Below are 26077 nucleotides of genomic sequence, written 5' to 3' on the forward strand. Positions count from 1 at the left end.
CCTGCTCGACGACCGATCGTAGAGGGGTCGCCGTGGCAGGGAGGGGAAGTCGGCAAGATTCTCCGCCAGAACCATGGGCCGTACCTGCGGAAACAGGGACAAGCGGGACTCAGGTCACCTTCACCGTGATGGTGTGCCAGCCCGTGGCGCCGTCGGGCGGGGGCGGGGCCTCCTGGTCGGTCTGGGTACGCCCGGCGGCGTCGGTCGCCCGCACCTGGATCGTGTGCTCCCCCGCCGTGGCGTCCCAGTCGATCGACCACTGCCGCCAGGTGTCGGGCCCCGGCACCTCGGCCAGCCTCGCCTGCCGCCACTGCCCCCGATCGACCCTGACCTCCACGGCGTCCACCCCGGTGTGCTGGGCCCAGGCCACACCGGCGATCGTGGCGCGCCCGGCCTTCAGGGAATCCCCGGACTTGGGCACGTCGATCCGCGACTGCGTCTTGATGGGGCCCTTGGCCGCCCAGCCGCGCGGCGTCCAGTACGCCTCGTCCTGGTCGAACCTGGTCACCTTGATGTCCACGACCCACTTGGTGGCCGACACGTACCCGTACAGACCGGGCACCACCTGGCGCACGGGGAAGCCGTGGGCCACGGGGAGGGCCTCGCCGTTCATCGCGATCGCGAACAGCGCGTCGCGGCCGTCCATGACCACGTCGACCGGCGTGCCGCAGGTGAAGCCGTCGGCCGAGGTGGACAGGAGCATGTCGGCGCCGGACCGGAGCCCGGCCCGGCGCAGCACCTCGGCCATGCGGACGCCGAGCCAGCGGGCATTGCCGACGTACTCGCCGCCGACCTCGTTGGAGACGCAGGTGAGCGTGACGTCTGCCTCGGTGAGCGGCATGCCGAGAAGCTCCTGGTACGTGAGCTCGACCGGCCGGTCGACCATGCCGTGGATGCGCAGCTTCCAGGAGTTGGGGTCCACCTGGGGGACGACCAGCGCCGTGTCGACCCTATAGAAGTCACGGTTATTCGTAATAAATGGAGACAAGCCCCTGATGTGGAGGTCCGCGCCTGCCGGGATGGGTCTGGCGGGGATCGCGGGCCTGGGCAGCGTCACCCTCACCCGCGCGGCGTCCACGGCCCGCCGCCCGCCGAGCGCCTGCCCGAGCATGGCGCCGCCGATCGCGACCACCGCCCCACCGGCGGCTCCGGTCAGCAGCCGCCGCCGGTCGAACGTCCACAGGTCCGCCCCGGCCAGCATGACCGCAGGCCGCTCCACGTCGTCACGGGCCTCACCGCCACTGTCGCCTCTGGCACCGGTGGACTCGGTGGCGCCGGTGGGCTGGGGGCCATCGGTGGACTCGGTGGACTCGGTGGGCTCGGTCGCATTGGCGGAGTCGGCGACACCGGCGTTTTCGGCGACACCGGCGGAATCGACCGCAGCGGCGCTGGGGGGCCGCGGGGCGTTGGCGGGTGGGGATGGCGGAAGGGTGAGGGGCTCGCCTGTTGCCCGCCGTACCAGCCATCCCAGCGTCCAGGCGCCGGCCGCCACCCCCACCAGGGTCGGCAGCACGTCCAGGATCCCGGCCTCCGGCCGGGTCAGCACCGCCACCAGGCCGATCGCCGCGAAGACGGCCAGCCCGGCGTAGCCGTAGGCGAGCCTGCGGACGGCCAGCGTCCCGATGAGAGGCGCGATCACGCCGAGCACCACGATCAGCACGCCCGCGATGAGGACCGTCTTGTCGTTCTCGCCGAACGTCCTGATCGCGAAGTCCTTGACCGGAGCGGGCGTCAGGTCGATCGTCGCGTCGCCCACCGCCACCACGGGCGACGACTTGGCCCCGGCGAACGCGGCCACGAGCTGCGCGATCCCGAGAGCCACGCCCCCGGCCACCAGCCCCATCAGGGCCCGCGCCCAGGCGGGCACCACCGAATTACTCTGCACAGTCCGACGTTACGCCGCCCGGCCCCGAGCGGTTCTTACACGGTGGTTACGAGCTGAGCAGATCGCGCACGACGGGTGCCAGCGCGCGGAAGGCCCGGCCCCGGTGGCTGATCGCGTCCTTCTCCTCCGGCGACAGCTCGGCCGTCGTGCGCTCCTCGCCGTCGGGCACGAAGATCGGGTCGTACCCGAACCCGTTGGACCCCCGGCGGGCGGAGATCAGATGGCCCTGGAGCGCGCCCTCCACCACCCGGGACTCCCCCGAGGGCAGCGCCAGCGCGGCGGCGCAGGCGAAGTGCGCGGTCAGCTTGTCGGCGGGCACGTCGGAGACCTGCGCGAGCAGCAGGTCCAGGTTGGCCTGGTCGTCGCCGTGCCGCCCCGACCAGCGGGCGGAGAAGACGCCCGGCATGCCGCCCAGCACGTCGACGCAGAGCCCCGAGTCGTCGGCCACCGCGGGCAGCCCCGACCCCTGAGCCACGGCATGCGCCTTGAGCAGCGCGTTTTCCTCGAACGTGACGCCGGTCTCGGCGACGTCACCGATCGAGGGGAACTCCTCGAGCCCGACGATGTCGAACCCGGACAGGATCCGGCGCAGCTCCGCGATCTTGCCCGCGTTGCGGGTGGCCAGCACGATCCTCACGAGCCCAGGGCTTCCTGCTGGATCAGCGTGAGCTCCTCGCAGCCGGCCGTCGCCAGGTCGAGGAGCTGGTTGAGCGCCGCGCGGTCGAAGGGGGCGCCCTCGGCGGTGCCCTGCACCTCGACGAAGCTGCCCTCGCCGGTCATCACGACGTTCATGTCGGTCTCGGCGGCCACGTCCTCGGTGTAGCAGAGGTCGAGCAGCGGCACCGAGCCGACCACCCCGACGGACACGGCCGCGACCGAGCCGATCAGCGGCTCGCCCGGGCACATCCGGCGCTCGCGCATCCAGGCGATCGCGTCGGCGAGCGCGACATAGGCACCGGTGATCGCGGCGGTCCTGGTGCCGCCGTCGGCGTCCAGCACGTCACAGTCGAGCAGAATGGAGTTTTCCCCCAACGCCTTGTAATCGACGCAAGCGCGGAGGGAACGCCCGATCAGCCGGGAAATCTCGTGGGTCCGGCCGCCGATTTTGCCGCGGACCGATTCGCGATCGTTACGAGTATTGGTCGCCCGGGGCAGCATGGCATATTCGGCCGTAACCCACCCCTGGCCGCTGCCCCTTCGCCACCGGGGCACGCTGTCCTGGACCGAGGCCGCGCACAGCACCCGCGTGTTGCCGAATTCGACCAGCACCGATCCCTCGGCGTGAGCGAGCCACTGCCTGGTGATGGTTATGGGACGTAGCTGGTCAGGGTTGCGGCCATCCTGTCGGGACATGCAGATCACCCTATCTCCGCGCCACGACACTCTTGACCAAATGTGTCCGCCACATGGATCCTTACGCAATGACAACGGGGGTGTTGCGTAACCCTGACTTCCTGCGGTTCCTCAGTTCGCACGTTGCCAGTGAACTAGGCGCGAATATCTCCCGTGTTGCGCTTCCGCTGGCGGCCGTGCTCGCGCTGAACGCCGGTCCGGTGGAGATCGGGGTCCTGTCAGCGCTGCAGACGACGGCCTTCCTGCTGATCGGCCTGCCCGCGGGGGTGTGGGTCGACCGGATGCGCCGGCGGCGCGTGATGCTGGCCTCCGACCTGGCCAGGTTCCTGCTGCTGGCCACCATCCCGCTGGCCGCGGAGCTGGGGCTGCTGACGATCGGCCTGATGTTCGCCATCGCGCTGCTGGCCGGTGTGGCCCAGGTCTTCAACGACGTGGCCGACCAGACGTACCTGCCGGAGCTGGTCGGCACCGGGCAGCTCACCGACGGCAACTCCAAGCTGGAGATCGTGCGGTCGGGCTCGTTCCTGTCCGGGCCGGCCGTGGGGGGCGCGCTGGTGCAGTTGCTGGGGGCGCCGCGCACGCTGTTCGCCACCGCGCTCGGCGCGCTCGCCTCGGTGGTCTTCCTGGGCACGATCAAGGCCCCCGACAAGCCGCCCGCCGTCACCGAGCGCACCCCGCTGCTGCGCGGCATCCGCGAGGGCCTGTCGTTCCTGTGGCGCGACCGGCTGCTGCGCATGTTAGCCACCTCGACGGTGGCCGGAAACCTGTGCACCAGCGCCGTGCTCGGCCTGTCGGTGCTGTTCCTGGCCCAGGTGGTCAAGCTGCCCCCCAGCACCATCGGCCTGCTGCTCATGTCGGGCGGCATCGGCGGCCTGATCGGCGGCTTCACCGGCTCCTGGCTGTCCAGGCGGTACGGCACCGCCAGGATGACCTGGCTGGCGGTCATCCTGGGCTCGCCCTTCGGCCTGCTGCTGCCGATGACGCAGGCCGACTGGCGGGTGGTGTGCTTCGCGATCACTTCGATCGCGCTCACTTGGAGCGCGACATTGTTGAACGTGGGCCAGGTCACCTACCGGCAGACCGTGACCCCCGAGCATCTGCTCGGCCGGGTCAACGCGTCGGTGAGGTTCATGACCTGGGGCATCATGCCGCTGGGCGCACTGTTCGGCGGGCTCTTGGCCCAGCAGATCGGGGTGCGCGAGGCCCTGTGGGTGATCATGGGGGCCCGGCTGCTGACCTTCGTGCCGCTGTTGTTCTCCCCGTTGCCCCGCATGCGCGACTTCACCCAGGCTCAGGCCAGGTCGTAGACCGCGCCGCTGCGGGCCAGCTCGATCGGGCCGTCGAAACCGCCTCCCATCGCCTCCTCGAGCACGGTGGCCTGGTCGTTCCACGGGACGAGGTGGGTGAGCACGAGCCGTCCGACGCCGGCCTCGGCCGCGTGCCGGGCGGCCTGGCGGCCGGTCAGGTGCAGGTCGGCGGGCAGGTCCGGGCCCTCCACGAACGACGCCTCGCACAGCAGCAGGTCGGCGCCCGTGGCCAGCTTCACCAGCTCGCTCGACTCGCCGGTGTCGCCGGAGTAGGCCACGCACCGGCCGCCGCCGGTCACGCGGAAGCCGTAAGCCTCGACCGGGTGGTTGACCAGCCCGGCGGTCAGCGTGAACGGCCCGATCTCGAACGAGCCCGGCGCCAGCGGCACGAAGTCGAACGCGGTCTCCAGGCCCGGCTCGTCCGGCATCCCGTACGCGGCCGACAGCCGGGCGGGCGCGCCGGCCGGCGCGTAGACGGGCAGGGTGGGGTACGGAGCGCCGGGCCCGTACGTGCGGACCACGTGATAGGAGCACAGGTCGAGACAGTGGTCGGCATGCAGGTGCGACAGGCAGATCGCGTCCACGTCGTACACGCTGATGTGGCGCTGGAGCGCGCCGAGCGACCCGTTGCCGAGGTCGAGCAGCAGCTTGAACCCGTCCGCCTCGATGAGGTAGCAGGACGCGGGGCTGTCGGGCCCGGGGAAGCTGCCCGAACACCCGACGATGGTCACCTTCATGTGGGCTCCTTCCCGATGCGACGCTCCGCGTCGCTACTCGGCCGCCGGAAGCCGGTGTCGTCGCTCGTCGGTCCCGACACCGGCGCGGCCGAGTGGCCGTTAGAGGTAGTACCCCCCACTGGTGCGACTTCGACCACATCGATCTCCGGCCCCAGGAAACGTCGCCCGAGCCGGGCGAAGAGCAGGGAGTCGCCGGTGGCGCGGAAGCGGTGCCGGGGGGTGGCCTCGCCTCCTGCCGCCAGATCGCGGTCGTGCAGGATCCGGTAGACGTCCTTGGCCGTCTCCTCGGCGCTGGAGACCAGCGTGACACCGTCGCCGACGACATAGGAGATGGCGCCGGTGAGCAGCGGGTAGTGGGTGCAGCCGAGGATGAGGGTGTCACACCCGGCGGCCCGGATGGGCTCCAGGTACTCGCCCAGGACCTCGATGAGCTCGTCGCTCATCGTCTCCCCGCGCTCGACGTACTCCACCAGGCGTGGGGCGGCCACGCCGGTGAGCTGCACGTCGGGCGCCGCGGTGAAGGCGTCGTGGTAGGCCATGGACTCGATCGTGGCCCTGGTGGCGATCACGCCGACCCGGCCCGTGCGGGTGGCGCGCACCGCTCGCCTGGTGGCGGGCTGGATCACCTCGACGACCGGCACGTCGTAACGCTCGCGGGCGTCGCGCAGCACGGCGGCGCTGGCGCTGTTGCAGGCGATCACGAGCATCTTCACGCCGTGGTCGACGAGGTGGTCCATCACCTCCAGGGCGTAGGCGCGGACCTCGGCGATGCGTTTCGGCCCGTACGGCTGACGGGCCGTGTCGGCCACGTACGTAATGGACTCATAGGGCAACTGGTCGATGATCGCGCGCGCGACCGTCAGGCCGCCGACCCCGCTGTCGAAGATCCCAATACTCGCGTCCGGCACGCTCTAGAGGGTAGGCGACCTGCACGATCAACTCTGCGTAAGAATGCTCACAGGTACGACACGGAGACGTGCGGGGGGTGTTGTCTTGGTCACATCCGGGCCGGTCAGCCGCGTCCGACCCGCGCGAGTTGGCGCGACTGGGCCACGAGGCGGCCCGTGGAGTCGCGTACCTCGACCTCCTCGTCGAACCAGCCGTCCGAGACCAGCCGGCCGCTGCCGAGCAGCGTGAGCCAGCCGGGGGCGGGCAGCGCCCGCAGGTGCCAGGTGAGGTCCACGGTCGGCGCCCAGCCGCGCGCGCCCGCCGAGAACACCACCGGCGGCAGCGCGTCCACGGCCAGCGCCAGCACGTACGGGTCCGGGTCCTGCGGCTCGGCCATCCTGAAGTACGCCCGCGACTCCGGCCTGCCGGAGGGCTCGCCCGTCAGCCAGCCGATCGTGGGCGGGTCGAAGAGCAGCTCCATCCGGGCGTTCAGGTTCATGCCCGACTCGGGCTTGGGGTCGGGGAGCTTGGCGCAGTCCTCGATGCCGGGCATGTCATACGCCGATTTTTCGGCATAAATCGGCTCGACCTCGTGCAACGTGGCCGTCGTGATCAGCCCCTCGATGTGCGCCACGTCGTCCTGCACGAGCGTGGCCCTGGCGAACGCGGCCGTCCTGCCCGCCTTGAGCGGCTCGATCCTGACCTGCGCGGGCCCGGCGACCGGCGCCTTCAGGAACTGCGCCGTCGTGCTCACCGGATGCTCGAACGGCGAGGCGTCCACCGCCGCGCGCAGGATCACGGCCATGAGGTAGCCGCCGTTGAGGGGGCCGCCGATGGCGTATCCGGGGTCGAGGCACACGTCGTACGTGCCCTCGTCGATCCTGATCGCCTGAGTCGCCTCGTCGAACTTGGTCATCCGCGCCCGCCTCAACTCCGGAATTATGTTCTAGCGCCCGCATAGTCTATGGCATCCCCCTATCAGCGTGCCTACCTGCGAAAACATGATTCGGTTGAGAAAGTTCGATCATGGCAAGTGTCACCGAACTCCTCGGTCAGTCCGTTTGGGACTCCGACGGGATATGGGTCGGCCACGTGGTCGACATCCGCGTGATCAAGCACAGGGGCGAGCTCCAGAAGAGCCACACCGTCTACGGGCTGATCGTCTCGAGCCGCCGCGCGCCGCTGCTGCTCGGCCTCACCCGGGAGAACCAGGGCCGCGCGTCCTGGCTCTCCCGCTCGCTGTCCCGTCTGGTCTATGTGGGCTGCACATTCGTGCCGTGGTCGTGCGTGCTCGACTATGGAAGCGGCGAGGTCCACATCAATGCGCTCAGAAAGGAACTCAGCAGGGTCTGAATCTCACTTCAGCACATTGCAAGCGCCCGTCTAGCAACATCAGCTAACTTCTCTGTGGTCAAAAGTCCACATTGTGAGTTGAGTGATGTCTGCGAATAATCCCCCCTACGGCCAAGATCCTGACCGGACCACGGCGTACAACTGGAATCAGGGGCAGCAGCCGGAGAACCCCCCGACGATGCCTCAGTCATCGGGACAGCCGTACCCGCCGCAGCAGCCCTACCAGCAGGGGGGTTACGGCCAGCAGGCGTCCTACGGACAGCAGCAGCAGCCGTACAACCCTCAGCAGGGGTACGGGCAGCAGCAGCCGACCTACGACGCCGGCTACGGCCAGCAGGGCTCGTACGGACAGCAGCAGAACTGGCAGCAGGGCCAGCAGCAGGGCCAGCAGGCCCAGGGCGGCTGGCAACAGCAGCAGCCACAGCAGGGTTGGCAGCAGGAGCAGCAGGGCTGGCAACAGCAGGGCCAGGGCTGGCAGCAGGAACAGCAGCAGCAAGGTTGGCAGAACGACCAGTACGCCCAGAGCGGCTGGCAGCAGCAGGGGCCCGAGGGGTTCGGCCCGGCGCAACCGGCCAAGAAGGGCCGCAAGACCTGGATCATCGCCGCGGCCGCCGCGCTCGCGGTGATCCTGCTCGGCGGCGGCGCCGTGTGGGCCATGGGCGCCATCGGCGGCGGCGGTACGCAGCCGAACGAGGTCCTGCCCGCCAACTCGATCGCCTACGCCCGGCTCGACCTGGACCCGGCCGCGAACCAGAAGCTGGCGCTGTTCCAGATCGCCAGGAAGTTCACGGTCACCAAGGACTCCTTCACCGGCGAGGACCCGCGCAAGGCGCTCTTCGACACGATCAACTCCGACTCCGACTCCAAGGTCGACTTCGCCAAGGACGTCGACCCCTGGCTCGGCAGCAGGGTCGGCTTCGCCGCCGTGCCGTCGGGCAAGGAGGATCCCGACTTCGCGGTGGCCGTCCAGATCAAGGACGAGGCGCAGGCCAAGGCCGGCATCGCCAAGCTGATGAAGGGCGAGAAGTACGGCCTCGCCTTCCGTGACGACTACGCGCTGCTGAGCTCGACCCAGGCGCTGGCCGACAAGTTCGCGAAGTCCGAGGGCAGCCTGGCCGACAACGCCGAGTTCAGCGACGACATGGGCGCGGTCGGCGAGCAGGGCGTGCTGTCGTTCTGGGCCGACATGGGCGGGCTCATGGAGGTGGCCAAGAAGGAGGTCCCGGCCGAGCAGGCCGCCCTCGTGGACCAGGTCAAGGACGCCAGGTTCGCCGGCGCGCTGCGCTTCGACAGCGCGTACGTCGAGCTCGCCGGCCTCGTGCGCGGCGCCAAGGGCATGACCCCCGAGGGTGACCTGCCCAAGGCCAACCTGGGCACGCTGCCCGCCACCACGGCGGGCGCCGTGTCGATCTCCGGCCTCGACCAGATGGTCACCAAGCAGTGGGACCAGATCCAGAAGCAGGCCGCGGCGAGCGGCGGCGCCGAGGTCAAGCAGATGCTGGAGCAGGCGCAGAGCCAGCTCGGGCTTCAGCTGCCCGGCGACCTGGCCACGATCTTCGGCAAGAACTTCACGCTCGCCGTGGACAGCCAGGGCCTGGGCGGCGACCAGATCAAGGGCGGCGTGCGCATCGTCACCGACCCGGCCAAGGCGCAGGCCATCGTCGACAAGGTCCAGCAGGCGCTGGGGCAGGGCGCGCCGCAGATCGCCAAGGTCGCCGGCGACGGCGTCTTCACCGTGGCGACGTCGGACGAGTACGCCAAGCAGCTGGCCGGTGAGGGCACGCTGGGCGACTCGGAGACGTTCCAGACGGCGATCCCCAACGCGGACGACGCCAACTACGCGGTCTTCGTGGACCTGGACAAGGTGGAGAACCTCTACCTCAAGTCCATGCAGGGCGATGACAAGGCCAACCTCCAGGTGCTGCGGGCCGTCGGGATGAGCGGCACGCAGACCGACACCGAGGCGACGTTCTCGCTGCGGGTCCTGTTCAACTGAGCCGAAAACCGAACAGGCGGCCGGTCCCTCGTGGACCGGCCGCCTGTTTCGTGCTGTATCAGGCCCAGAGCTGGCCTTCGAGGCGCTCTTCCGCCTCCTCCAGGGTGCCCTCGTAGGCGCCCGTGGACAGGTATTTCCAGCCGCCGTCGGCCACCACGAACGCGACGTCGGCGCGCTCGCCCGCCTTGACCGCCTTCCTGGCCACGCCCAGCGCCGCGTGCAGCGCCGCGCCGGTCGAGACGCCGGCGAAGATGCCCTCGGAGGCCAGCAGCTCGCGCGTGCGCCGCAGCGCGTCGGCCGAGCCCACGGAGAAGCGGGTGGTCAGCACGGACTCGTCGTAGAGCTCGGGGATGAAGCCCTCGTCCACGTTGCGCAGCCCGTAGACCAGCTCGCCGTAACGCGGCTCGGCGGCGACGATCTGCACGCCGGGCACCCGCTCGCGCAGGAACCGCCCGACGCCCATCAGCGTGCCCGTCGTGCCGAGCCCGGCCACGAAGTGGGTGATGGTGGGCAGGTCCTCGAGGATCTCCGGGCCGGTGGTCTCGTAGTGCGAGCGCCAGTTGGCCGGGTTTCCGTACTGGTAGAGCATCACCCAGGAGGGATTCTGGGCGGCCAGCTCCTTGGCCACGCGCACGGCCTCGTTGGAGCCGCCCGCCGCGGGCGAGGAGATGATCTCCGCACCCCACATGCGCAGGAGCTGACGGCGCTCCTCCGAGGTGTTCTCGGGCATCACGCAGATCAGCTTGTAGCCCTTGAGCTTGGCCGACATGGCGAGCGAGATGCCCGTGTTGCCGCTGGTGGGCTCGAGGATCGTGCAGCCGGGCGTGAGCCGGCCGTCCTTCTCGGCCTCCTGGATCATCCACAGGGCGGGCCTGTCCTTGATCGACCCGGTCGGGTTGCGGTCTTCGAGCTTGGCCCAGATCCGCACGTCGGCGGAGGGCGACAACCTCGGCAGCCCCACGAGGGGCGTGCGGCCGACCGAGTCGATCAGCGAGTCGAACCGCATGTCACCCGCCGGCGACGGCAGGCAGCACGGTCACCGTGTCGCCGTCGGACAGCGGCGTGCCCAGGCCGCCCAGGAAGCGCACGTCCTCGTCGTTCAGGTAGACGTTGACGAAGCGGCGCAGGCTGCCCGCGTCGACCAGGCGCTCCTTGATGCCGGGGTGGCGCGACTCCAGATTGCTGATCAGCTCTTCGAGGGTGGCGCCCTCGGCGTCGACGGCCTTGGCGCCGCCGGTGTAATTACGCAGGATGGTCGGAATGCGAACCTCGATGGCCATCGCGCTCAGTCTCCTCAGATCAGGTCGTCGTCCCATCGGCAGCAACACCGATTGCGGTATGCGGATTCCGCGGGACCTTTCGGCAAGAAATCTGCTCGTCGGGCTGCCGCCCTGCTGTCACGCTCAGTGGCAGTGAAGCGGCAGATTTCTCGCGGGACAGTCGTAGAGAACGACAGCCGGAGTATGCGCGAAGAGGAAGCTCTGCACCGGCCTGACCATCATGGGAGAAACCTTACCTCTTCCTCGGTAATCACTCCGTCGAGGATCCGGTACGAGCGGAACTCCACCTTGTCCTCCTCCCGCGTGGAGACCAGGACGTAGTGGGCGTCCGGCTCGGAGGCATAGGAGACGTCGGTGCGCGACGGGTACGCCTCGGTGGCCGTGTGGGAGTGGTAGATCACGACGGGCTCCTCGTCGCGGTCGTCCATCTCACGCCAGACGCGCAGCTGCTCCATGGAGTCGAAGCGGTAGAAGGTGGGCGAGCGTTCGGCGTTCTCCATCGGGACGAACCGCTCGGGGACACCGTTCCTGCCCGCGATCACCCCACATGCCTCGTCGGGGTGGTCGGCACGGGCATGGGCGACGATCTTGTCCACCAGTTCCTGCGAGATCGACAGCATGCCCGGAAATTACCAGAGCGCCCGGACCAGGCTGTCCTGGAGGTAGGTCAGCCAGTCGTAGGTGAGGTAGGCCGGGTAGCGGGGGTCGTCCTCGGACATCACGGCGATCTCGTCGTGGACCTCCTCGGTCACGTCGAGCTTGATGCCGAGCGTCAGGCGCACGTCGTTGAGCGAGCGCAGCCAGGCCTGGGCCTGCTCCGGCGTGAGCTCCGCGCGGCCCGACCTGGCGGTGTCGAAGACGGTCTGCGCGTCGGCCCGCTTGCCGTCGCGCAGGGTGGCCTCGGTGTAGCGGCGGAACTCCGCCGAATCCTTCTCGTCCTCGTACGCCGACGGGAACAGCCTGGCCAGCACCGGGTCGGTCGGCGCCTCTCCCCCGCCGATGCCCAGCGCCCGCTCCAGCGGGTCGTCGCTGGTCCGCCCCGGCTCCACGATGCCCAGCATCATCGACACGAGCGAGCGCAGGAGCGAGACCTCCGCGGCCTCGAACTCCGCGACGACGACGCCGCCCTTGCCCGACGAAAACCCCGATGTCACGCGTGCCGCCTCACTGACCTCATGTGCCTCACTTGACCGAGTCCGGCTGGACCGTCGCCCACAGGCCGTAGGAGTGGAGAATCTGCACATCGCGTTCCATCTCTTCCCGCGTGCCACTGGACACGACGGCCTTGCCCTTGTGGTGTACGTCCAGCATGAGTTTTTCGGCCTTCTCTCTCGTGTAGCCGAAGACCGATTGGAAGACATAGGTCACGTAGGACATGAGGTTGACCGGGTCGTTCCAGACGATGGTCACCCATGGCAGATCGGGCCGGACGTCCGATGACGGACGCTCAACGGCGATTGGAGCGGTGCTACCCACATCCCCGAGTCTGCCCTATCTGGGCCGTAGTCTTCGAGTCGTGACAATGACCATGAGCACTGCGTTGCTCACAGATCACTATGAGCTGACGATGCTGCAGGCGGCGCTCCGGAGCGGAGCGGCGCACAGGCGCGCCGTTTTCGAGGTGTTCGCCAGACATCTGCCGGGTGGCAGGCGCTACGGGGTTGTCGCCGGGACAGGACGTGTCCTGGACGAGCTAGAACGCTTCCGTTTCAGTGAGGAAGAACTCACCTATTTGCGGAAGAGGCAGGTCGTCGACGACGACACTCTGGCGTTTCTCGCCGATTACCGGTTTTCCGGGAACGTCTACGGCTACCGCGAGGGCGACCTCTACTTCCCCGCCTCCCCGATCATGATCGTGGAGGGGACCTTCGCGGAGGCCGTGCTGCTCGAGACCCTCACCCTGTCGATCCTGAACCACGACTGCGCCATCGCCTCAGCGGCCTCCCGCATGACCAACGCCGCGGGCAAGCGGCCGATCATCGAGATGGGCTCGCGCCGCACCCACGAGAGCGCCGCCGTGGCCGCCGCCCGGGCCGCGTACATCGCCGGTTTCGCCTCCACCTCCAACCTCATGGCCGGGTACGCCTACGGCGTGCCCACGGCCGGCACGGCGGCGCACGCGTTCACGTTGCTGCACGACTCGGAGAAGGACGCGTTCGAGGCCCAGATCGCCTCGCTCGGCCGCAAGACGACGCTGCTGGTGGACACGTACGACGTGGCCGAGGCGGTGCGCACGGCCGTGGAGCTGGCGGGGCCGGAGCTGGGCGCGGTCCGCATCGACTCCGGCGACCTGGCCGCCGCCGCGCAGGAGGTGCGCGAGCAGCTCGACGCGCTCGGGGCCTTCGAGACCCGCATCCTGGTCACCTCCGACCTGGACGAGTACGCCATCGCCGCGCTCGCCGCCGCCCCCGTCGACGGTTACGGCGTCGGCACGTCCCTGGTGACCGGGTCCGGCGTGCCCACGGCGGCCCTGGTGTACAAGCTGGTGGCGAGGGAGACGGCCACGGGCAAGCTGGAGGCCGTGGCCAAGCGCTCGGTGGGCAAGCCGTCGCGCGGGGGCCGCAAGCAGGCGTACCGGCTCCTGGACGACGTGGGCAACGTGGAGACCGAGCTGATCACCACCGGCGGCCTGGCCCCGGAAGGCGGCATCCCCTTGCTGCACGAGCTGGTGCGCGACGGCCAGGTCGTGGGCAGGGAGCCCCTGCCCGCCGCCCGCGAGCGCCACGCCGCCGCCGTCGCCACCCTCCCCCAGGAGGCCCTGCACCTCGGCAGGGGGTACGCGGCCATCCCCACGGAGTTCGCCTGACCCTCCCCGCGGCAGCGGGGCGACGGGTCGGACGGCGGGCCCTGTTATTAGAGTGCTGAATATGGGGACCGCATTGATCATCGTCGATGTGCAGAACGACTTCTGCGAGGGCGGCAGCCTGCCCGTGGCCGGCGGCTCGGAGGTGGCGGCGGCGATCACGCGCCACATGGCCGAACACGGCTATGACCACGTGGTGGCGACCCGCGACTACCACATCTCGCCCGGCGACCACTTCGCCCAATCGCCCGACTACGTCTCCAGGTGGCCGGCGCACTGCGTGGCCGGGACCCCGGGAGCCGACTTCCACCCGTCCTTCGACGTGTCGGAGGTGGAGGAGGTGTTCAGCAAGGGCGCCTACGCCGCCGCGTACAGCGGTTTCGAGGGCCTTTCGAGCGACGGGGTCCCGCTGGCCGAGTGGCTCGGCCAGCGCGGGGTGCACGAGGTGGACGTGGTCGGGATCGCCACGGACCACTGCGTGCGCGCGACGGCGCTCGACGCGGTCAAGCACGGGCTGGCGGTGCGGGTGCTGCTGGACCTGACGGCCGGCGTGGCCCCGACGACCACGGAGGTGGCGCTGGCGGAGCTGAAGGACGCGGGCGCCACCCTCCGGGGGGCGCCCGTCCTGGGGTGACCGGGATCACCCTTGATCACGAGGCGTATGCGGTAGGCAACGCTGCGTTCATGTGATATTCAAGAGGACGAACCCCCTCCGGAGCCGTAGTAATACGGAGAGTCACAAGCTCCTTCTCGCGGGAGGCAGATACATGCTGGCCATCTCCCTGGGTGCGGCCTGGCTCGTCCTCGGCCCGCTCTGCCTGTGGCTGCTCGTCCGGGGAAGCGCCGGCGAGCGGGTGGCCGCGGTCGTCACGCTCGCGCTGCTGGAGGGCGGGACGATCGCGATGGGCGCCGAAGAGCGGCCCGCCCCCGCTCCTCCGGCGATCGTGGCCAACCTCGTGGCCTCCTGCCAGGAGCGCGCCCCGATCCCCCATTCGGCGAAGGTGACCCACGAGATCGTGCTGAGCTGGGCGGCGGCGCCGCAGGAGTGCGGGGCCGCCGAGGTCGTGGTCCGGGCCGAGGGCCGCAAGCTGCGCCTATGGCTGTACGAGGGGCCCAACGTCGGCAGCCACCCGGCCGCGCTCCCGAGCCACCACCAGCGGGTGTTCACGCTGCCGGTGCGCGTCGAGAGCGGCCGGGCCGCGCTGAAGCTGCCCCTGCGGGAGAAGCCGGATTACGTCCTGACCGATGGCCGCACCGGGCGGCGCATCCCCCAGACGTAGTCAGGGCTTGGCCACGGCGAGCCGCAGCGCGTCGTCGAGCCGGGCGAAGACCTCGAACGCGTGCCGCAGCCCGGTGATCGACAGCACCCTGGCCATGACCCCCTGAACCCCTCCGAGCAGCAGCCGGGTCCCTCTGGACTCGCACCGCTGCATGACGCCGACGAGCTCGTTCATCCCCATGGAGTCGCAGAACGAGAGCTCGCCCAGGTCCAGGATCAGGAAGGGCTTGGGAGGAAGGGCCCAGACGGGTTCGAGGTGCTCGCGCAGCACCTGCAGGACGTTGACGTCGAGCTCGCCCTCGAGCTTGAGGATGACGGCGTTTCGCGAGAGGCCGGAAGTCACGGTCAGCATCGGCTTTCTGGTGACCTCAGACGACATGGGCAAAGTCCTTCTGCGTATCCCGAGACAAGCCAAGAGTGGTTGTTGCCTCTTCCGTCGAGTTTCTAACAGATGGGCACCGCTCTGTGGCCAAACGCACAGAGTCACCCATCGTCACAGGCGACCGGCACGCGCAGCGCCGGGGGGCGGAGCGCCGCGCGCGACGGCTCCCTCAGGCTGTCCCGAAGGTGATCACGTAGGCGGCGAGCAGCACGGACAGGACGATCACCAGGACGCCCGTACCGCTGATCACCAGGACGACGTTCGCCCGCTTCACCATCCAGCGGATGGCCGCCGCTGCCAGTGTGATCAAGGTCGTCAGGAGGAAGAGGGTCAAGGCTCTGGTATCGGTTGATGTTGGTATTGCCACCGAGAGGTGGAGGACTAGTGTGGTCATGAAGGTTTTCCCTGGTGCGGAGACGCGCTCTGACAGAAACCTCGCTCGCGGGCACCTCCGCCGATGATTGGGCTCGTCGCGGGGGTGTTCCGCTGTCTTTCTGCATGGGGATGCCGCTCCTGCCGGGTGTGGCTCATCGGACCCTCGCCACGAACCACCTCCACCCATATTCAGCTAACTTCAGTGAATCTTCTCCAATTAGAGGTTTACCCCGACTGAACCGCCCTATTCGTACACGGCGGTGACAGCTGAATGGTTAGACTGATGGCTCTTGTGCTCACCCGTTTGTGCACGTTGGCTGTTCTGTTAGGCCTTAGCTGCGGATTCTTCATCGATTCCGCCGCCAGGTTGATGTTCACTAGAGATTACTGAAGTTCACACCAATGGGGCTGGCATGAGCGGCGTCAATTCCGCGCTGGCGCGCCGACTGCGCGAGCTGCGCGAAAGCCACTGGCCTGACCGGCGCGTCACCCAGGCACAGCTGCGCGAGGCGTTCCAGGTCAGCGTCGCGCTGATCTCGTCGTGGGAGTCGGCCCATGCGAGCAAGATCCCGCCCTTACACCGGCTGGAGAAGTACGCCGCGTTCTTCGCGACCAAGCGATCGATCTCCAACGGGACGGCACGCGTGCTCCCCGTGTCCGACCTGACGGCGGGCGAGCTCGAGGACCACCGCCACCTGCTCGCCGAGCTCGACCGGCTGCGCCAGGCCGCGCTGAAGTCCCAGGCGTCGGGCGAGAACGCCGAGCCGGCGGCGCGGGACGCGCTCCAGACCGGCCCCTGGCACTTCCGCGACGGGGAGCCGATCACGGTCATCTGCTCGCAGGTCCCGGAGGAGGACCGGACCAAGATCCCGTACGCGGACCCGTCGAGCCCCGACTACATCGAGCTGTACAAGTACTCCGACCTCGACTCCCTCTTCGAGCTGTGGGGCCATCTCCGGGCCGCGAATCCGCGCAGCCCGGTGAAGCTGGTCTCCACCGAGGATCTGCGTTCCGACGACCTGACGACGCACGTGGTGCTCCTGGGCGGCGTCGACTACAACGCGGTCACCGGGGCGGTGCTGGCGCAAGCAGAACTCCCGGTGCGGCAGGTGCCCGACTGGGAGGGGGAAAAGGGTCCGTATTTCGAGGTCATCGAGGGGGGCGACACGCGCCGGCACTACACCGTCACCGCCGGGTCCGGCGATAATCTGCAACTCCTTGAGGACGTCGGGTTCTTCTACCGCGGCGTCAATCCCGACAATGTCGAGCGCACGTTGACCATTTGCAATGGGATGTACGGCAGAGGCGTCTACGGTACGGTGCGGGCCCTGACCGACGAGCGATTCCGCGACCGCAACGCCGTCTATCTGCGGGCACGTTTCGGCACCGCCGCGGCCTACAGCATTCTCACGCGCGTCAGGATCAGGGACCGCGTGGTCGTCACTCCTGATTGGACCCTGAACACGTTCCGGCTGCATGAGTGGTCGGAGCCCTCTCGTGGGGACTGAGGTCGGATCGGAGCATCACCACGGCTCCCACCGGGATCTGATCGAGGTCTACCCGCGAGTCGCGAAGTCCGGCCGCGTCGACGCCATCGTCGTGCCGACCATCAGGCATCCGGTCTGGCTGAGCCACGCGATCCGGCTGGCGATCGCCCTGGACTGCCCCCTCGTGACCCTGCACAGCAAGTGGAGCAAGCCGGACCTCCTCCTGATGCCGGCCGGCCTGCAGTTCATCTCCGTGGACATCGACAACGTGGCCCGCCTCAACCTGCCGGACTTCGCGACCACGGCCCTGCTGAAGGGCACGCCGTTCGCCCGCGCGACCGACCTCAGCGCCAAGCGGAACACGGGGCTGCTGCTGGCCCGCCTGATGGGCTGGCGGCGCATCGTCTTCCTGGACGACGACATCGAGGTCGGCGGGCACGAGGAGGTGTCTCACGCGGCCGCCCTGCTCGACTCGTACGACGCCGTGGGCATGCACATCGGCGGCTACCCGGACAACTCGGTGGTGTGCCACGCCCACCGGCTGACCGGCGGGCATCAGGAGTCGTTCGTGGGCGGCGGCGCCCTGGCCGTCGAGACGACCCGCGGCCCCTCGTTCTTCCCGAACATCTACAACGAGGACTGGTTCTACCTGCTGGGCGAGAAGTCGGTGCGCCCGCTCGCGGTCACGGGGATGGTCAAGCAGCGCCCGTACGACCCTTTCGACCGCCCCGTTCGCGCGCGGGACCAGGAGCTCGGCGATGTCCTGGCCGAGGGCGTCTACTGGCTGCTCGACGGGGGCGAGGGCACGGGCTGGCAGGCCGCCGCCGCCGATCCGGCGTACTGGGTCGGCGCCCTCGCCAGGCGCGGCGACTTCGTCAAGGACGTGCTGCGCCGCGTCAGGGAGCTCCCGCCGGACGCGACGACGAGCCGCCGGGCCATGGAGGAGTCCCTGCTGGCCGCGCTGGGCCGCCTCAACCGCATCACGCCGCAGTTCTGCGTCAGGTACCTGGAGGCGTGGGCGGCGGACCGCGACCAGTGGGCCGATCACTTCGCCAGGATCCCGCAACTCGGGCCGAGCGTGGCCGATGCCATGAAATGGCTGGTCAGACCTGGTGCACCACTATTGCGCCAGTGGACCTCATTTGATTCATAAGTGGGCGAACCGGGAATCTGTCGTCCGTGGGGCCACGTGATATCCGTCAGGCCGTCCATACGGACCTCCCTGCGATGGTCGACTCGCTCGGGCAGGAGGGCTACTTCACCGACCGGCTCGCCAGGCAGGACTCCGGTCACGGGGCCCTGCTCGTCGCCTGGGAGGGCGGGGTGGCGGTCGGCGACGTCTACATGTGGCTGGGGCCCGCGGAGGAGCCCGAGCTGCGTACCCACTTACCGGGCGTGGCGCTGCTCACGCACCTGGAGGTCGTGCCCTGGATGCGCAACCGGGGCATCGGCACCGCGCTGCTCTGGGCCGCCGAGGAGCGGCTCCTGGCCGACGGCCACGACCAGGTCGCCCTCGGCGTGGGCCTGGACAACCCCGACGCCCTGAGGTTGTACCAGCGCCGCGGCTACGCCGAATGGCCGCACGGCGAGGTGGCGACCACCGACGTCGTCTACCACCCGAACGGCGGGCTCGAGCTCCGGCCCGAGCTGTGCCGCATCCTCGTCAGAAAGCTCGGCTGAGCGCGCCGGCTAGCGGCGCTGGGTGGCCCAGCGGCGGATGGTGTCGATCCGCTCCTGGATCTGCTCCGCCGTCGCCTGAGCGATCGGCGGCCCGCCGCACGAGCGGCGCAGGTCCGAGTGGATGACCCCGTGCGGCTGGCCCGTGCGGTGATTCCAGGCGCCCACCAGGCCGTTGAGCTCGCGCCGCAGGTCCGCGATCTGCTCGTGCGGCGCCAGCGTCTCGCGCGGCTGCTCCTCCTCCTGCTTGCGCCTGGCCGCCTGCTGGTCGGACTGCCGCTTGCGCAGCAGCGTCGCCACCTGGTCGGGCTCCAGCAGCCCCGGCAGGCCGAGGAAGTCCTCCTCCTCCGCCGAGCCGACCGCCGCGCCCGTGCCGAACTCGCCGCCGTCGAACAGCACCCGGTCGAACGTGGCCGACGTCTCCATCGTCTCGAACGGGAGCTCGTCGCCCAGGACGTCGGGATTGTCCTTCTGGCGGTTGGCCTGCTCCAGGAGGCTGTCGTCCAGCCCGTCCTCGGGAGGCCGCTTGTTGAGCACATGGTCGCGCTCGACCTCCATCTCGTTGGCCAGCCCCATGAGCGTGGGCACCGAGGGGAGGAAGACCGAGGCGGTCTCGCCGCGCTTGCGGGCCCGCACGAAGCGGCCCACGGCCTGGGCGAAGAAGAGCGGGGTCGAGGTGGAGGTGGCGTAGACGCCCACGCACAGGCGGGGGATGTCGACGCCCTCAGACACCATGCGCACGGCCACCAGCCAGCGGTCCGGCGAGGCCGCGAACTGCTTGATCTTCTTCGACGCGCCGGGGTCGTCGGACAGGACCACGGTGGCGCCCTCGCCGGTGATGTTGCGCAGGTGGCGGGCGTAGGCCCGGGCCGTCTCGTGGTCGGTGGCGATGACCAGGCCGCCCGCGTCGGGCACGCCCCTGCGCACCTCGGTGAGCCGCCGGTCGGCGGCCTGCATGACCTGGCGGATCCAGTCGCCCTTCGGGTCGAGCGCGGCCCGCCACGCCTGCGAGAGCTGGTCCTTGGTGAGCGGCGTGCCGAGGGTCGCGGCGATCTCGTCGCCCGCCCGCGTGCGCCACTTCATCTCGCCGGAGTAGGCCAGGAAGATGACGGGGCGCACGACGCCGTCGTCGAGCGCGGGGCCGTAGCCGTAGGAGTAGTCGGCGACGCTGCGCTTGAGGCCCTCGGCGTCCTCCTCGTAGCCGACGAACGGGATCGGGTTGTCGTCGGACCTGAACGGCGTGCCGGTGAGCTGGAGGCGGCGCGTGGCTGGCTCGAACGCCTCGCTCACGCCGTCGCCCCACGACTTCGCGTCGCCCGCGTGGTGGATCTCGTCGAAGATCACCAGCGTCTTGCGCGCCTCCGTGCGCGCCCGGTGCAGCGCGGGGTGCATGGCGACCTGCGCGTACGTCACCGCCACCCCGGTGTAGTCGCGCGAGGTCGTGCCCTGGCTGTTCTTGAACTCGGGGTCGATGCCGATGCCGACCCGCGCGGCGGCGTCGGCCCACTGCCGCTTGAGGTGCTCGGTGGGCGTGACGATCGTGATCGACCTGATCACGCCGTTGGCGATCAGCTCGCTGGCGATGCGCAGGGCGTAGGTCGTCTTGCCCGCGCCCGGGGTCGCCACGGTGAGGAAGTCACGCGGCTCGCGCCTGAAGTAGAGGTCGAACGCCTCCTGCTGCCACGCGCGGAGCTTGGGGGCGGTGCCCCATGCTGCTCGGTCGGGATAGGAAGGCGAAAGGTGGGACGCGGCGAAGGTGCTCACCGCATCACCTCTGGGGTTGGTGTGCTTCGCTCTCTCACAGTGACCCGATAGTAATCGGGCCGACCGACAAGACGTGCCGGGAGTTGAGGATTCTGGCCAAGGTCTTCCCCGCGTGCTATGCGGGTCATTTGATCTTCGTCATGACCGTGTCGAGGGCCTGTCTGCGTGCGGTTTCCTCGGGTTGGAGCAGCCCGAGGAGCATGACCGCGGAGCCCGCGCGAGTGAGAAGCGTCACTCTCAGGAACGCCGGCCGGTTGACCACATCCTGATATTCCGCCCGCAGCGCCCGGGTGTGGCCTCCGGGGAACTCCTTGTCCTCGACGACGGTCACCCGGTCTCCTTTGAGGAGCAGCCGGGAGTAGAGCTCCGCCGCCTCCGCCGTGGCCTTCTTGGCGTCCGCCACGGCTCCCGTGACCGGCCTGGCCATGACGAGCCCGCCGCCGCCGTCCCTGGCCACGGAGGTGAAGCCCGTCACGGGCGGCACCGGCTCCTGGCTCCACCCCTGCGGCAGCGCCACCGACACCTTGGCCAGGGAGTCGCTCAGCTGCCCGCTCTCCGCCGAAGGCGCGGTGACCCGCAGCACCACGACGGTCGCCCCCGCCACCAGGCCCACGCCCGCCAGCAGGGCCACCGACACGACCACCCAGCGCCGCATCGTCCTCCCGGACACGCCCGTGCGCCGCCCCGGGTCCGCCGGCGAGCCGTAGAGGCGCGCGGACGGGGGAAGCGACTCCCAGGGCTCGAACTCGCGGTCCAGGCCGTACGAGGCGGTCCTGCGGATCTGCGGGTTCCACGGCTCCTCGGGCCCGAGGTCCAGCGGGTCGGGCTCGCCGCGGACCGGCTCAGGACCGCTGGACCGGGCATGCCGCCGTACCGGCTCCGGGTCGGGGTCCGGCACGGCCTCCAGAGGGCCCGTACGCCCCCGCCGCGGCTCCTCCTCGTGGGGCGCGCCCCACGCGTACCGCGGAGGAGTACGGCGATGCCTGGGAGCGGGCTGAGGCGGCCAGACCCGGCGGTCGTCCTCGGTGTCATCCTCCATGGCACCTCCCTGACCGCTGTCCTATCACCCCGCGCGGCGAAGGTCAGGAGAACCGTGATCGGTGTGACAGGAGGGACGGAATTCAGCGGGTGCGTCCGGCGAGGAGCGTGGCGGCGAGGGCGATGGCGGCCATGAGGAACGAGATCACGACGAACCCGGTGGCGATCTCGTCCGGGGCGTGCCCGATCAGGTTGACCAGCGCGCCCCCGACCCCGATCGCCAGGGCGGACCCGAGCATGTCCGTGACCGACAGGGCGGCGGAGTTCGCCCCCTGCTCGTTCAGAGGGGACTGCCGCAACGCGGTGACGCTGACCGTGGTCATGCCGAACCCCATCCCGAACCCGGCCACGATCCACGCGGGCACCGCGATCCACCCGGTCACCCCGGGAACGACGCACAGCATGCAGATCAGGATCGAGACGGTGACGCACCCCGCCCCCAGCCGGATCCGTTTGTACGCCTCCCCCTCCCGCCTGCTCTGCAGGAACGATCCCGCGGACCACCCCAGCGCCCCGGTCGTCAGCGCGATCCCCGCGAGCTTGAGGTCGAAGGACTTCACCTCCTGCAGCGCCAGCGGGATGAAGGAGTTCACCCCGAAGAAGGCGGCCGAGAAGAAGCCCCGCATCAGCACGGTCGTGGGCAGCCCGCGCGCGAACCGCAGCGCGTCGGGAGGCAGCAGCCGGTACAGCCCGTAGACCAGGAACGCCAGGCCCGCGACGGCCTCCAGGGCCCCGATCACGGGGCGTCTGTGCAGGAGGTCCACGCCCTGCAGCAGCGCCCCGGCCCCGCCCGCCGTGGCGGTGGCGGCCAGCGTCATCGCGACCGGCCTGGAGCGCGGGCCGGTCGACGGCTCATGGGAGGAGGACGGCATGCGCAGCGCGGGCACGAGCATCACCAGCGCGGGCACGACCAGCGGGATGATGCCGTAGAAGACGTACCGCCAGCCCCACTGCACGGCCACGAACCCGGCCACGGCCGGCCCCACCATGGCGGGCACCACCCAGGCCGCGGAGACGGCCGCGAAGACCTTGGGCCGCAGGGCCTCCGGATAGACCCGCGCGATCATCACGAGCAGCGCCACGATCGAGGCGCCCGCGCCCAGCCCCTGCACGGCCCGCGCCGCGAGGAACATCCCCGCCGAGTGCGCCGCCCCGGCCAGCGCCATCCCCGCCACGAACAGCACCACCCCCGACAGGAACGGCAGCTGGTAGCCGCGGCGGTCCGACCAGAGGCCCGCCACCACGTTCGCGAAGAGGCTGGCGATGAGGAAGGCCGAGAAACTGATCCCGTACAGGTCGAGGGCGTTCAGCTCGTGGGCCACCGCCGGCATGACGACCCCGACGGACATGCCCTCGAAGGCGACCAGGGTGATGGTCAGCACGATGCCGACCGTCGCGACGCGGTATTCGGGGCTGAGGATGCGGGTGGATTCGTAGGGAGTGTCGAGTGCCTTTGGACCTGTCACCTACATATCGTAGTTTGCCGGAAATCTAGGCTGCCGGGGTGGTTGGGGTCCGGTACACCGCCCACATCTGGTGCATGCGCTCCGCCTGCCCCGCGGTGAACTCCGACATGCACTTGTCGTGCGCGTAGTCCATGAAGTTGTGCGCCGGGTCCAGGCCGGGGTGCTGCGTGCAGCTGTCCTTGTCCGCCGGGCAGGCCTCGGTCGGCCGGGCCTCCATCGGGGTGTCGGCGATGCCGTCGCCGGGCAGCTCGCAGCCGTTCTCGAACGTGTGGAAGAGGCCGAGCCAGTGCCCGATCTCGTGCACGCCGGTGAAGCCGCGGTTGTAGTTGGTCATCGCGCCGCCGGGCAGGCTGCGCCAGTCGATCACGACGCCGTCCAGCCTGGGCGTCTCGTCATACCAGTACGGGTAGCTGGCGAAGCCCAGCATCTGCTCGCTGAGCTGGGCGATGTAGAGGTTGAGCGTGTCGGCGCCGCCATGGTGCAGCGCCACCTTCATCGGCCGCTCGTTGCCGACGGGGTCGTTGAACCACAGGGCGTTGTCGGTGACCGAGATGCCGTCCAGGCGGAAGCGCACGCCGGTGTCGATGCCGCCGTAGGTGCCGCCGTACGCGGAGTTGAGCGCGTCGATCTGGGCCTTGACGTCGTCGTCGGTCACCTTGCGCTCACCGCGCGTGATGACGTGCACGCGCGTGGGCACGGTGACCTGGGTGGGCGTCGTGACGCCGGCGAGCCGCTTGCCCAGCTCGACGAGGACCTTGGCCACGTCTTCGGGCTTGGGCGAGCGCGGCCCCGTCCTGCGGGGGACGTGACCCGCGCAACGCGACGCCTGCGCCGCCTCGGTACGGAGCGGCGGCGTGAACCCGACCGCGAGCAGACATGCCAACGAGACGGCGGTCACGCGCCGGACCATGCAATCCCCCACTACGTATCGAGCCGGTCTGGCTACCGACCGTAGCTTGACCTGGGGAGATTACCGGTCAGCAACACTCACTGCTTCTTGTCGCCGCCGTCGCCGCCACCCGGGGGCAGGCCCTCGTAGATCTCCTTGCACTCCGGGCATACCGGATATTTCTTCGGATCGCGGCTGGGCACCCAGACCTTGCCGCACAGCGCCCGGATGGGCGTGCCCGTGACCATGCTCTCCGTGATCTTGTGCTTGTCCGCGTAGTGGGCGAACCGCTCGTGATCGCCGTCGCCGTGCGACGTCCGGGGCGTGGTCTCCTGCTCTGGGAGGATCTTCGTCGTGCTCACCCCACAGAGTTTATGCCCGACGACGACCAGGTCCCCCATATAGCGATACGGCCCCCGCCGCGTGGCGAGGGCCGTATGTGAAATCAGGCTCAGCCCATGTGGACGGGCGCGCCCTCGGTCTTCCTGCCGGCCTTGACGAACAGCGTCAGTACGGCCGTCAGCACCGCGATGCCGGTGCTGACCAGGAAGGCCACGTGCATGCCGTCCATGAAGGCGTTGTGCACGGCGTCGCCGATCTGCTGCGGCAGGCCGGGCGGGACGGAGCCGAACGCGGCGGCCTTCTCCAGCCCCGTCAGCTGGGCGGGCGCGATGGCCTGGGCGGCCGGGCCGAGGTAGCCGGGCAGCTTGTCGGAGATCTCGCCGGCCATCACGGCGCCCAGGATCGCGGTGCCGAGCGCGCCGCCGACCTGCATGGCCGACTGCTGCAAGCCACCCGCGACGCCGGTCAGGTTGACCGGGGCGTTGCCCACGATGATCTCCGTGGCGCCCACGAACACCGGCGACATGCCGAAGGCCAGCAGCAGGAACGGGATGCCGCTCTCGATGAACGACGCGTCGATGCTGAGCTGGGACATGAGGAACATCGAGAACGCGGTGATCAGCAGGCCGGTGGCCATCGTGATCTTCGGCCCCAGCCTGCCGATCGCCATGCCCGCCAGCGGCGAGGCGACGATCATGCCGGCGCTCATCGGCAGCATGCGCAGGCCGGCCTCCAGCGGGGACAGGCCGTGCACGCCCTGGAAGAAGAAGCCGAGGAAGAACATCGCGCCGAACATGGCGAACGCGACCATCATCATCAGCACGGTGCCGATGGAGATCGAGGCGTTCTTGAACAGCGACAGCGGCACCAGCGGCTGGCTCGCCCGGCTCTGCCAGAAGATGAACGCGCCGATCAGCACCACGAACAGGCCCGCGAAGGTCAGCGTCGTGCTGTCGCCCCAGCCCCACTCGGGGGCCTTGATGATCGTCCAGACGAGCGAGAACATCGCGCCGGACAGCAGCAGCACGCCGAGCCAGTCGATCCGGGCCAGCGTCTGCGCGCGGTTGTCCTTGATCAGGATGGTGCCGAGGACGAGGGCGGCGAGGCCGACGGGGGCGTTGATGAAGAAGACCGTCTCCCAGCTCGCGTTCTCGACCAGGAGGCCGCCCACGATCGGGCCGGCGGCGCTGGACAGGCCGATGATCGCACCCCAGGCGCCCATGGCCTGGTTGAGCTTCTCACCCGGGAACGCTCCACGCAGCAGCGCCAGGGCGGCCGGCTGGAGCAGCGCGCCGAACAGGCCCTGCAGCACCCGCAGGGCGATCAGCGCGCCCACCGGGGAGAGGCCGGGAATGATGTCGGCCAGCTCGGCGCTGAGTCCGATGCCCACCGAGGAGACGGCGAACCCCGCCACGCCGATCAGGAAGACCCGCTTGTGCCCGAACAGGTCGCCGAGCTTGCCGGCGGTGATCAGGAACACCGCCAGTGCCAGCAGGTAACCGCTGGTCACCCACTGCAGGTCGGACAGCGAGGCCTTGAGGTCGGCCTGGATCGACGGGTTGGCGATGCCCACGACCGTGCCGTCGAGCATGACCATGATGACGCCCAAGCTGACCGCCAGCAGCACGAGCCAAGGATTGCCGCCGGTCCCCGTTTTCACCGGGCCGTGCGATGACGGCGCATCCACCGCCTTCGCGTGAGCCATGAAGTCCCCCTAAGTACACGAACCGCCCCATAGCGGGGCATAGATCTCGTAAGCCTCAGGTAATCTATGAC

At 69.6% G+C, this 26077-nt stretch carries 28 protein-coding genes; 9 read left to right on the plus strand and 19 right to left on the minus strand.

Features of this window, described 5'->3' with window-relative positions; genetic code table 11:
- Positions 1-109: 109 nt before the first annotated feature.
- From ACWDX9_RS07020 to rph, 3 genes are read right to left on the minus strand one after another with little or no spacing between them, the layout of a single operon-like run.
- Positions 110-1885: a molybdopterin-dependent oxidoreductase gene (locus tag ACWDX9_RS07020; RefSeq protein ID WP_449949956.1), complete on the minus strand. Its 1776-nt coding sequence runs from the start codon at positions 1883-1885 to the stop codon at positions 110-112.
- A 46-nt stretch (positions 1886-1931) separates the two neighbouring features.
- Entirely contained in the window at positions 1932-2522 is a 591-nt protein-coding gene (gene rdgB, locus ACWDX9_RS07025; RefSeq protein WP_350730123.1) for an RdgB/HAM1 family non-canonical purine NTP pyrophosphatase, read from the minus strand.
- A complete protein-coding gene (gene rph, locus ACWDX9_RS07030; RefSeq protein WP_350730356.1) occupies positions 2519-3238 on the minus strand; it encodes a ribonuclease PH in 720 nt (239 codons plus the stop codon). The genes rdgB and rph overlap by 4 nt, the downstream gene beginning before the upstream one ends.
- 68 nt (positions 3239-3306) lie before the next feature.
- Between rph and ACWDX9_RS07035 the strand changes: the two genes are divergently transcribed.
- The gene (locus ACWDX9_RS07035) at positions 3307-4545 is read left to right on the plus strand and encodes an MFS transporter (protein ID WP_449949959.1); all 1239 of its coding nucleotides are present in this window, start codon (positions 3307-3309) and stop codon (positions 4543-4545) included.
- On the opposite strand, the gene ACWDX9_RS07040 is transcribed toward ACWDX9_RS07035, so the two are convergent.
- The 3 genes from ACWDX9_RS07040 to ACWDX9_RS07050 form a co-directional block, all read right to left on the minus strand.
- Positions 4530-5282: an MBL fold metallo-hydrolase gene (locus tag ACWDX9_RS07040; RefSeq protein WP_449949962.1), complete on the minus strand. Its 753-nt coding sequence runs from the start codon at positions 5280-5282 to the stop codon at positions 4530-4532. The genes ACWDX9_RS07035 and ACWDX9_RS07040 overlap by 16 nt on opposite strands.
- On the minus strand, positions 5279-6190 hold the full coding sequence (murI, locus tag ACWDX9_RS07045; protein WP_449949965.1) for a glutamate racemase: 912 nt from the start codon (positions 6188-6190) through the stop codon (positions 5279-5281). Before murI ends, ACWDX9_RS07040 begins: the two co-directional genes overlap by 4 nt.
- Positions 6191-6294: 104 nt before the next feature.
- Entirely contained in the window at positions 6295-7086 is a 792-nt protein-coding gene (locus tag ACWDX9_RS07050) for a thioesterase family protein (protein ID WP_449949968.1), read from the minus strand.
- A gap of 110 nt (positions 7087-7196) precedes the next feature.
- Here ACWDX9_RS07050 and ACWDX9_RS07055 point away from each other — a divergent pair, with 110 nt between their 5' ends.
- The gene (locus ACWDX9_RS07055; RefSeq protein ID WP_364251027.1) at positions 7197-7523 is read left to right on the plus strand and encodes a hypothetical protein; all 327 of its coding nucleotides are present in this window, start codon (positions 7197-7199) and stop codon (positions 7521-7523) included.
- A gap of 178 nt (positions 7524-7701) precedes the next feature.
- Positions 7702-9519 (plus strand): DUF3352 domain-containing protein, encoded by a 1818-nt coding sequence (locus tag ACWDX9_RS07060; protein ID WP_449949972.1) that lies wholly within the window; start codon positions 7702-7704, stop codon positions 9517-9519.
- 58 nt (positions 9520-9577) lie between these two features.
- Here the strand turns inward: ACWDX9_RS07060 and ACWDX9_RS07065 are convergent, their stop codons facing one another.
- The 5 genes from ACWDX9_RS07065 to clpS form a co-directional block, all read right to left on the minus strand.
- A complete protein-coding gene (locus tag ACWDX9_RS07065; RefSeq protein ID WP_364251033.1) occupies positions 9578-10525 on the minus strand; it encodes a PLP-dependent cysteine synthase family protein in 948 nt (315 codons plus the stop codon).
- A 1-nt stretch (position 10526) separates the two neighbouring features.
- A complete protein-coding gene (locus ACWDX9_RS07070; RefSeq protein WP_185071430.1) occupies positions 10527-10799 on the minus strand; it encodes a MoaD/ThiS family protein in 273 nt (90 codons plus the stop codon).
- Between the two features lie 218 nt (positions 10800-11017).
- Positions 11018-11419 carry a Mov34/MPN/PAD-1 family protein gene (locus ACWDX9_RS07075; protein WP_449949975.1) on the minus strand — a complete coding sequence of 134 codons (402 nt, stop codon included), beginning with the start codon at positions 11417-11419 and terminating at the stop codon, positions 11018-11020.
- Positions 11420-11428: 9 nt separating this feature from the next.
- Entirely contained in the window at positions 11429-11953 is a 525-nt protein-coding gene (locus ACWDX9_RS07080; protein ID WP_449949978.1) for a DUF2017 domain-containing protein, read from the minus strand.
- Between the two features lie 28 nt (positions 11954-11981).
- Positions 11982-12275 (minus strand): ATP-dependent Clp protease adapter ClpS, encoded by a 294-nt coding sequence (gene clpS, locus ACWDX9_RS07085; RefSeq protein WP_185071427.1) that lies wholly within the window; start codon positions 12273-12275, stop codon positions 11982-11984.
- A gap of 46 nt (positions 12276-12321) precedes the next feature.
- Here clpS and ACWDX9_RS07090 point away from each other — a divergent pair, with 46 nt between their 5' ends.
- The 3 genes from ACWDX9_RS07090 (at position 12322) to ACWDX9_RS07100 (ending at position 14882) form a co-directional block, all read left to right on the plus strand.
- Positions 12322-13605 carry a nicotinate phosphoribosyltransferase gene (locus ACWDX9_RS07090; RefSeq protein ID WP_435054277.1) on the plus strand — a complete coding sequence of 428 codons (1284 nt, stop codon included), beginning with the start codon at positions 12322-12324 and terminating at the stop codon, positions 13603-13605.
- A gap of 61 nt (positions 13606-13666) precedes the next feature.
- Complete coding sequence (locus tag ACWDX9_RS07095) at positions 13667-14236, plus strand: nicotinamidase (protein ID WP_449949981.1); 570 nt, start codon at positions 13667-13669, stop codon at positions 14234-14236.
- 133 nt (positions 14237-14369) lie between these two features.
- The gene (locus ACWDX9_RS07100; protein ID WP_449949983.1) at positions 14370-14882 is read left to right on the plus strand and encodes a hypothetical protein; all 513 of its coding nucleotides are present in this window, start codon (positions 14370-14372) and stop codon (positions 14880-14882) included.
- On the opposite strand, the gene ACWDX9_RS07105 is transcribed toward ACWDX9_RS07100, so the two are convergent.
- Both ACWDX9_RS07105 and ACWDX9_RS07110 read right to left on the minus strand, forming a co-directional pair.
- Positions 14883-15260 (minus strand): STAS domain-containing protein, encoded by a 378-nt coding sequence (locus ACWDX9_RS07105; RefSeq protein ID WP_350730101.1) that lies wholly within the window; start codon positions 15258-15260, stop codon positions 14883-14885.
- A gap of 172 nt (positions 15261-15432) precedes the next feature.
- Positions 15433-15573 carry a hypothetical protein gene (locus ACWDX9_RS07110; RefSeq protein WP_449949986.1) on the minus strand — a complete coding sequence of 47 codons (141 nt, stop codon included), beginning with the start codon at positions 15571-15573 and terminating at the stop codon, positions 15433-15435.
- 478 nt (positions 15574-16051) lie between these two features.
- Between ACWDX9_RS07110 and ACWDX9_RS07115 the strand changes: the two genes are divergently transcribed.
- From ACWDX9_RS07115 to ACWDX9_RS07125, 3 genes are all read left to right on the plus strand, one after another.
- Complete coding sequence (locus tag ACWDX9_RS07115; RefSeq protein ID WP_449949989.1) at positions 16052-17146, plus strand: helix-turn-helix domain-containing protein; 1095 nt, start codon at positions 16052-16054, stop codon at positions 17144-17146.
- On the plus strand, positions 17136-18278 hold the full coding sequence (locus ACWDX9_RS07120) for a hypothetical protein (RefSeq protein WP_449949992.1): 1143 nt from the start codon (positions 17136-17138) through the stop codon (positions 18276-18278). The genes ACWDX9_RS07115 and ACWDX9_RS07120 overlap by 11 nt, the downstream gene beginning before the upstream one ends.
- Before the next feature lie 74 nt (positions 18279-18352).
- Positions 18353-18805, plus strand: a complete 453-nt coding sequence (locus ACWDX9_RS07125) for a GNAT family N-acetyltransferase (RefSeq protein WP_449949994.1) — start codon at positions 18353-18355, stop codon at positions 18803-18805.
- Positions 18806-18814: 9 nt separating this feature from the next.
- Here ACWDX9_RS07125 and ACWDX9_RS07130 read toward each other — a convergent pair whose 3' ends face one another.
- From ACWDX9_RS07130 to ACWDX9_RS07155, 6 genes are all read right to left on the minus strand, one after another.
- On the minus strand, positions 18815-20566 hold the full coding sequence (locus ACWDX9_RS07130; RefSeq protein WP_350730093.1) for a DEAD/DEAH box helicase: 1752 nt from the start codon (positions 20564-20566) through the stop codon (positions 18815-18817).
- A gap of 124 nt (positions 20567-20690) precedes the next feature.
- Positions 20691-21605: a hypothetical protein gene (locus ACWDX9_RS07135; protein ID WP_449949997.1), complete on the minus strand. Its 915-nt coding sequence runs from the start codon at positions 21603-21605 to the stop codon at positions 20691-20693.
- Between the two features lie 82 nt (positions 21606-21687).
- Positions 21688-23070, minus strand: a complete 1383-nt coding sequence (locus tag ACWDX9_RS07140; protein ID WP_449950000.1) for an MFS transporter — start codon at positions 23068-23070, stop codon at positions 21688-21690.
- Between the two features lie 25 nt (positions 23071-23095).
- Complete coding sequence (locus ACWDX9_RS07145) at positions 23096-23968, minus strand: zinc metalloprotease (protein ID WP_449950003.1); 873 nt, start codon at positions 23966-23968, stop codon at positions 23096-23098.
- An 89-nt stretch (positions 23969-24057) separates the two neighbouring features.
- Positions 24058-24321 (minus strand): DUF3039 domain-containing protein, encoded by a 264-nt coding sequence (locus ACWDX9_RS07150; protein WP_397277004.1) that lies wholly within the window; start codon positions 24319-24321, stop codon positions 24058-24060.
- Positions 24322-24410: 89 nt separating this feature from the next.
- Complete coding sequence (locus tag ACWDX9_RS07155; RefSeq protein WP_449950007.1) at positions 24411-26006, minus strand: DHA2 family efflux MFS transporter permease subunit; 1596 nt, start codon at positions 26004-26006, stop codon at positions 24411-24413.
- Positions 26007-26077 lie beyond the last annotated feature (71 nt).

This window comes from Nonomuraea sp. NPDC003201 (assembly GCF_053590415.1).

What these genes read in the sequence shown, in the direction of transcription:
- rph (WP_350730356.1), bottom strand. Translation starts at nt 3,238, where the DNA reads ATGTCCCGACAGGATGGCCGCAACCCTGACCAGCTACGTCCCATAACC.
- ACWDX9_RS07035 (WP_449949959.1), top strand. Translation starts at nt 3,307, where the DNA reads ATGACAACGGGGGTGTTGCGTAACCCTGACTTCCTGCGGTTCCTCAGT.
- ACWDX9_RS07040 (WP_449949962.1), bottom strand. Translation starts at nt 5,282, where the DNA reads ATGAAGGTGACCATCGTCGGGTGTTCGGGCAGCTTCCCCGGGCCCGAC.
- ACWDX9_RS07050 (WP_449949968.1), bottom strand. Translation starts at nt 7,086, where the DNA reads ATGACCAAGTTCGACGAGGCGACTCAGGCGATCAGGATCGACGAGGGC.
- ACWDX9_RS07055 (WP_364251027.1), top strand. Translation starts at nt 7,197, where the DNA reads ATGGCAAGTGTCACCGAACTCCTCGGTCAGTCCGTTTGGGACTCCGAC.
- ACWDX9_RS07060 (WP_449949972.1), top strand. Translation starts at nt 7,702, where the DNA reads ATGCCTCAGTCATCGGGACAGCCGTACCCGCCGCAGCAGCCCTACCAG.
- ACWDX9_RS07065 (WP_364251033.1), bottom strand. Translation starts at nt 10,525, where the DNA reads ATGCGGTTCGACTCGCTGATCGACTCGGTCGGCCGCACGCCCCTCGTG.
- ACWDX9_RS07070 (WP_185071430.1), bottom strand. Translation starts at nt 10,799, where the DNA reads ATGGCCATCGAGGTTCGCATTCCGACCATCCTGCGTAATTACACCGGC.
- ACWDX9_RS07075 (WP_449949975.1), bottom strand. Translation starts at nt 11,419, where the DNA reads ATGCTGTCGATCTCGCAGGAACTGGTGGACAAGATCGTCGCCCATGCC.
- ACWDX9_RS07090 (WP_435054277.1), top strand. Translation starts at nt 12,322, where the DNA reads ATGACCATGAGCACTGCGTTGCTCACAGATCACTATGAGCTGACGATG.
- ACWDX9_RS07095 (WP_449949981.1), top strand. Translation starts at nt 13,667, where the DNA reads ATGGGGACCGCATTGATCATCGTCGATGTGCAGAACGACTTCTGCGAG.
- ACWDX9_RS07100 (WP_449949983.1), top strand. Translation starts at nt 14,370, where the DNA reads ATGCTGGCCATCTCCCTGGGTGCGGCCTGGCTCGTCCTCGGCCCGCTC.
- ACWDX9_RS07105 (WP_350730101.1), bottom strand. Translation starts at nt 15,260, where the DNA reads ATGTCGTCTGAGGTCACCAGAAAGCCGATGCTGACCGTGACTTCCGGC.
- ACWDX9_RS07115 (WP_449949989.1), top strand. Translation starts at nt 16,052, where the DNA reads ATGAGCGGCGTCAATTCCGCGCTGGCGCGCCGACTGCGCGAGCTGCGC.
- ACWDX9_RS07125 (WP_449949994.1), top strand. Translation starts at nt 18,353, where the DNA reads ATGGTCGACTCGCTCGGGCAGGAGGGCTACTTCACCGACCGGCTCGCC.
- ACWDX9_RS07135 (WP_449949997.1), bottom strand. Translation starts at nt 21,605, where the DNA reads ATGGAGGATGACACCGAGGACGACCGCCGGGTCTGGCCGCCTCAGCCC.
- ACWDX9_RS07155 (WP_449950007.1), bottom strand. Translation starts at nt 26,006, where the DNA reads ATGGCTCACGCGAAGGCGGTGGATGCGCCGTCATCGCACGGCCCGGTG.